Below are 4115 nucleotides of genomic sequence, written 5' to 3'. Positions count from 1 at the left end.
CAGGTGTGGTGAGGACACGGGCGCCAGCATTGTGATTTTATCCTACACAAAAAGCCACCGTTGTGGTGGCTTTTTGAGTTATTCGTTGGCAAACATATCAAACTGATTGCGTGCAATCTCGGCTTTCCGCATTCGTTTTACAATCTGATAAACCCACACCATGGAGACGCTGTATTTTCGGGAGAGTTCTCTATGATTAAAACCGTTAAACTCTTGCCAGATTTTATGGTCTCGCTCACTTAATAACAGAGCAACATTGCGAGGGATATAAATCACTTCACCACCCCACGCATTGGCTATCTCGTGTGCTACATCAACACTAATTTGCTTGGCTTTGTTAATGTTCCAGTCATCGTTTGCTGCCACTCTTGCCATTAAGCCTGCTTCGATATGCTTAGCTAAATCTGCCAATATCTCAGGGGCTTTTTGTTCAAATGTTTCAATGTTGCGTTGTTGCATTTTATTCCCCTTGTGGTTGGATTGTTAAGTGCTTGAAATTATAGCAATCTTGTTCCATATTGCATGGAATTTTTTTAGCAGAGATAGCCAAATAAAATATAATACTTTGATTTAAAAAAGAAAAACCGCCATTTAAGCGGTTTAAAATTTTTATTTTGAGGTTCTTGCTTGCCATTTTTTCAGGCGTTCTAGTACGATGCTTGCCATGTGGTCATCTAGGGCTTGGACATTTAAGACGATAGGTTTGTGCTGCTTTTCCAATAGTGGATTTGCAATGCTTCTTACCCATGCATTTAGGGCGTGTTCTGAGCCGTCTTTGAGTTGTCCTTGTTTTGCCATATCTATCCAAATAGCTCGGATTTTGAGGGCGATATTGCTTTTTACTTGGGCTTTTGTGGTTTTCGGACTTGCACCTCTTCTTGACCGCACTTTAAAGCCTTTTTGCTCTAGCTCATGTAATACTTTTGACAACTCCACAAGGGTCATTTTTGTGGTGCTATTTTTGGCGGTTAGGCGTTCTAACATGCTTCTGTAGCTGTATTCGTCTATGTTGAGTTGTTGTTTGGCGATATGAATAAGCTGTATGTATTTTTGCTTGTTGTTCATTGTTGTTGCGCCTCTTTCCATTGCAACCATACTTGATATTCAGGCGTGTTCTGTACTATATCTGTCCTCCCCATACGGACAAAGCGGTCCACATACTGAATATCATCAATACGCTTATCTTCTTGGGCTTTGGCTTGCTGTGCTTGGCTTTGTATTTCTTCTTCGTTTTGCTCATTTCGCACTACGGTAAACAGCGGTTTTGCACTTTCATAGACTTGTTTTAAGTAATTATGATTGTTCAAAGGTGCGGTATTTTGTTTGTCTCTGCGTTTTTTCATCACACTGTTTGCCGTTTCACTTAGGGCATGAGCAAGTAGTGGACTTGGTTTGTAAAGCACTAACACCTCTTGCATTAATTTTAATGCTCGGCTGTTAGAGAGGGCGGATTTTTCGGGGCGAAACAGGGCAATATAATTCACAATAGCTCGTGCATTATTGCCTTTTAGTTGGGTTAAAATGGTTAAGATTTCACGCCCTGCGTCATCTTCAAGCAGTTGGTCTAGGTGTATGTCACTATGACACACAGGACAACGGCATAACTTCATGTTTGTTTTCTCCTTAAAAAAACATAAAAAAATGACCGCACTTTTTTATGTTTTTTTGTAGGGTGGGCTTAAGCCCACCACCCAGTTAATTTAGCTAGCTATTTTCACCCTGCGAAAACCAAAATTCATACTCAACAATTTCATCAACAACATCTTCAAGTGCTTTATAAATTACAGCTACAACTTTGTGATGATGTTCTGGTCTTTTTCTGATAAATGCCATTTGTTTATCATCAAATAAACTTAGTAAATAAAGTTGATCATCAAATGTTGTTCCTTCCCAATCAACAATGCCAACTTTCCCTCCTAATACCTTTGTATTAGCATCAATCACTACATCGTAAATTTCATGACTATTTTTAAAAATTACTTCTAAACAGATTTTTGGTTTATGTTCATCAAATAATTCACTCATTTTCTTTTTTCCCCTGTAATTTCATCGTTAATTTTTCTTCTTTAAGAGTCATTTTTACACCTCATTACTGATTAAACCGATTTACCTGTAATCTTAATTTCACGTTCTGTAATCTTTTAAGGCTATTGGCTGTGAATATTAAGGTGGCATTTACATCTTCATCTCACAGGTATTTTTGTGCCTCTTCAAGTTGCTCTATGCAGTAGGCGATACCTTCATTTACCGCTTTTTTTCATTTTCAGTTATCATTTATTCCTCCTTAAAAGGTCTTATTGCCATTCGTTCACAAAATGCCATGCGATTTTCGCACCATGCTTTGTTTTCGCTTGTGGCGTTTAACATTGCCACGTCCCATGCTTTTGCTGCGTCTGCATATTTGCCTGCTTGCTCTAGTTTTGCCGCCTCTTTGCTCCAATGAGTAAAGCGGTTAAAAGTTGGCTTTTTCATTTTTTGCTCCTGTTGGTTATGATTTAAAACACTTTATAAACGCCCCTTAAATCAGGTTTAAAGAGCGTTGAAAAGGGTTTTATAAGTATCTGGCAAATACCCAGAATATAAATCCAAGAAAGATGAAATAAGCAATCATCACCAATTCACTCATCACTTCACCTCCTGCTCAAACGGTGTTATCACAAAATCTTCCACGCCTTTGCGGATTGTGACACCAGCCACTGTTGCCGCTAGTTCTGGTTCGTTGAGCATGGCATCTTTGTTAATTTCTTCTTTAGTGCGGATAAAACGCAGTAGCCAGAGGGTTTTTAGGCTTTCGATGACGCTATCTACGCCACGCACCGCTACACTTGGTGGGCGTTGGCGCCATTGCACTTCGCCTGTGTTAAATACGCCTGTTTTGGTTTTGCCGTTTTGCGTAAGTTCATCACGTCGACTTTCACACCACGCTTGCACCGCTTGTTGCACAGGCTCAATTTGCTCTTTAAGTGCGGTGATTTTGGGGGCGTATTTTTCAGTGATTGTCGCTAGTTCGTTGTTTTGTTCGATAGCGGTTTGTTCTAATTGGCGTTGTAGGTCGCCAATTTGTTTAATCGCCAACTCCACATCATCACGACTTTGTAAGCGTACTGCGTGGGTGTCGGTTTTAATTTGGGTTGCTTTTTTAGCCATGGTTTTTCACCTGTTGGTTAGTTTTGTGGTATATTAGTATTTTTTGCGTTGCAGATATAAGGGTAGTGGTCTGCGTTGATTTTTGGGGTGATGCCTTTTTCATTGACGACTAAATAAGTCACACCATCAATGCAAACCTCGCTTATTCGCCCAACTAAACCGCCGTAGTAAGTTTTGCTTCTGTCTGTTTTCTGCCATGGTTCATCGCAAGCAGATAAGGCTAAAAGTGCGGTTAAAATAATGAGAGTTTTTTTCATTGTTGCTCCTAGTGCTTTATTTCTGTTGGTGTTCGTTTGGGTTGAATATCAATATCTTCCACTCTAAAAATAGTGCGGATGCCCTCTACCATAAATTGCCCCTCGCTGTAGCGTATGGCTTTGTCGTCTGAGCCATGCTTGAAGATAATAGCCTTGTCTTCTACAAGCATTTGTTCGGTCACTTTGTTATGCATTACTCGCAAGGTTGGCTTAATTCGACTAAAGTCAATGTCTGTGACTGTTAGCCCCATAGCGTTGCAATACATCACCGCTTTTTGTGCTTGTTCTAGTTCTAGGAATTTGTAAGCTAGGTGGTTGCCTTTGTTTAGGCGTTTGGTTTTCATTTTTATTCTCCTTTTCCGAGTAATTCGGCTCTGGCTTGTGTAATTAAATCTGCATCAATGAGGCGGTTTGAGCCTTTTGCCACCATTCCTGCAAGGCGTAGGGTGTGGGTTAAAATTCGCAAACCTCCACCTGTTTCGGTAATGCGTTGCATTACTTCTAAGACCTCTTGGTTATCCCTCAGTCCCCACGCTTCTGCAACCGCTTTAGTGTCTGCCTGCTTGGTTTTCTGAATGCTGGTGCGTTTAGCATTGCGTGACCAAAGTCTGCCGTATTCGTGAGCGGGGTTAATGCCGCCCTTGATACGGGTGTAAACCTTGTCATTACCGATTAACACTAAGCCAACCCCTGAGCCTATATCACTTTCAT

The 4115-nt window shown here is 40.6% G+C and carries 9 protein-coding genes; all 9 read right to left on the bottom strand.

Annotated features, from left to right (window positions below):
* Positions 1 to 78: 78 nt before the first annotated feature.
* Positions 79 to 459 (bottom strand): Mor transcription activator family protein, encoded by a 381-nt coding sequence (locus B0186_RS10360; RefSeq protein WP_078219300.1) that lies wholly within the window; start codon positions 457 to 459, stop codon positions 79 to 81.
* A 150-nt stretch (positions 460 to 609) separates the two neighbouring features.
* Entirely contained in the window at positions 610 to 1065 is a 456-nt protein-coding gene (locus tag B0186_RS10355) for a gp16 family protein (RefSeq protein ID WP_078219299.1), read from the bottom strand.
* Complete coding sequence (locus tag B0186_RS10350; RefSeq protein WP_078219298.1) at positions 1062 to 1610, bottom strand: hypothetical protein; 549 nt, start codon at positions 1608 to 1610, stop codon at positions 1062 to 1064. The genes B0186_RS10355 and B0186_RS10350 overlap by 4 nt, the downstream gene beginning before the upstream one ends.
* Before the next feature lie 94 nt (positions 1611 to 1704).
* Complete coding sequence (locus tag B0186_RS10345; RefSeq protein WP_078219297.1) at positions 1705 to 2025, bottom strand: hypothetical protein; 321 nt, start codon at positions 2023 to 2025, stop codon at positions 1705 to 1707.
* A 249-nt stretch (positions 2026 to 2274) separates the two neighbouring features.
* A complete protein-coding gene (locus B0186_RS10340; protein WP_078219296.1) occupies positions 2275 to 2472 on the bottom strand; it encodes an ANR family transcriptional regulator in 198 nt (65 codons plus the stop codon).
* A 153-nt stretch (positions 2473 to 2625) separates the two neighbouring features.
* Positions 2626 to 3147, bottom strand: coding sequence for a host-nuclease inhibitor Gam family protein (locus tag B0186_RS10335; protein ID WP_078219295.1), 522 nt, complete (start codon positions 3145 to 3147; stop codon positions 2626 to 2628).
* A 17-nt stretch (positions 3148 to 3164) separates the two neighbouring features.
* The gene (locus B0186_RS10330) at positions 3165 to 3404 is read right to left on the bottom strand and encodes a lipoprotein (protein ID WP_078219294.1); all 240 of its coding nucleotides are present in this window, start codon (positions 3402 to 3404) and stop codon (positions 3165 to 3167) included.
* Between the two features lie 8 nt (positions 3405 to 3412).
* Positions 3413 to 3748, bottom strand: coding sequence for a hypothetical protein (locus B0186_RS10325; RefSeq protein WP_078219293.1), 336 nt, complete (start codon positions 3746 to 3748; stop codon positions 3413 to 3415).
* A 2-nt stretch (positions 3749 to 3750) separates the two neighbouring features.
* On the bottom strand, positions 3751 to 4115 hold a 365-nt coding region (locus B0186_RS10320; protein ID WP_459561965.1), incomplete at its 5' end, for a TniB family NTP-binding protein.

The organism is Canicola haemoglobinophilus (genome assembly GCF_002015075.1).
In the GTDB taxonomy this organism is placed as follows: domain Bacteria; phylum Pseudomonadota; class Gammaproteobacteria; order Enterobacterales; family Pasteurellaceae; genus Canicola; species Canicola haemoglobinophilus.
Note: the sequence above shows the minus strand (reverse complement) of the source record. Positions and strands in the feature narration are given on the sequence as shown.